The sequence below is a fragment of the Streptomyces sp. TRM49041 genome (genome assembly GCF_008271805.1).
In the GTDB taxonomy this organism is placed as follows: domain Bacteria; phylum Actinomycetota; class Actinomycetes; order Streptomycetales; family Streptomycetaceae; genus Streptomyces.
Map to the genome: position 1 here is coordinate 1 of NZ_VSRY01000053.1, position 365 is coordinate 365.

Here is a 365-nt window from a genome sequence, read left to right on the forward strand (position 1 = left end):
CCACGGTCCCGGTCACGGTCATCCCGCCGAGGAGCACGGTCATCACGCGGGAACGTAGGCCGGTCACCCCCACGCCGGAAGCCACCGCGGTCATCGCGCCGGTCGTCCCGACGGAACCCGCCGCGGTCGTCGTCCCGACGCGGCCCACGGTCCCGGTCACGGTCATCCCGCCGAGGAGCACGGTCATCACGCCGGAAGCCACCGCGGTCGTCACGCCGGTCGTCCCGACGGAAGCCACCGCGGTCGTCGTCCCGACGCGGCCCACGGTCCCGGTCACGGTCATCCCGCCGAGGAGCACGGTCGTCCCGGGGGAAACCGCCCCGGTCGTCACGCCGGTCGTCCCGACGGAAACCGCCACGGTCCCG

General features: G+C 74.8%; 1 pseudogene. It reads left to right on the forward strand.

The window, feature by feature from the left end:
• A pseudogene (locus FVS66_RS34770) lies at nt 1-365 on the forward strand (hypothetical protein); the annotation flags it as partial.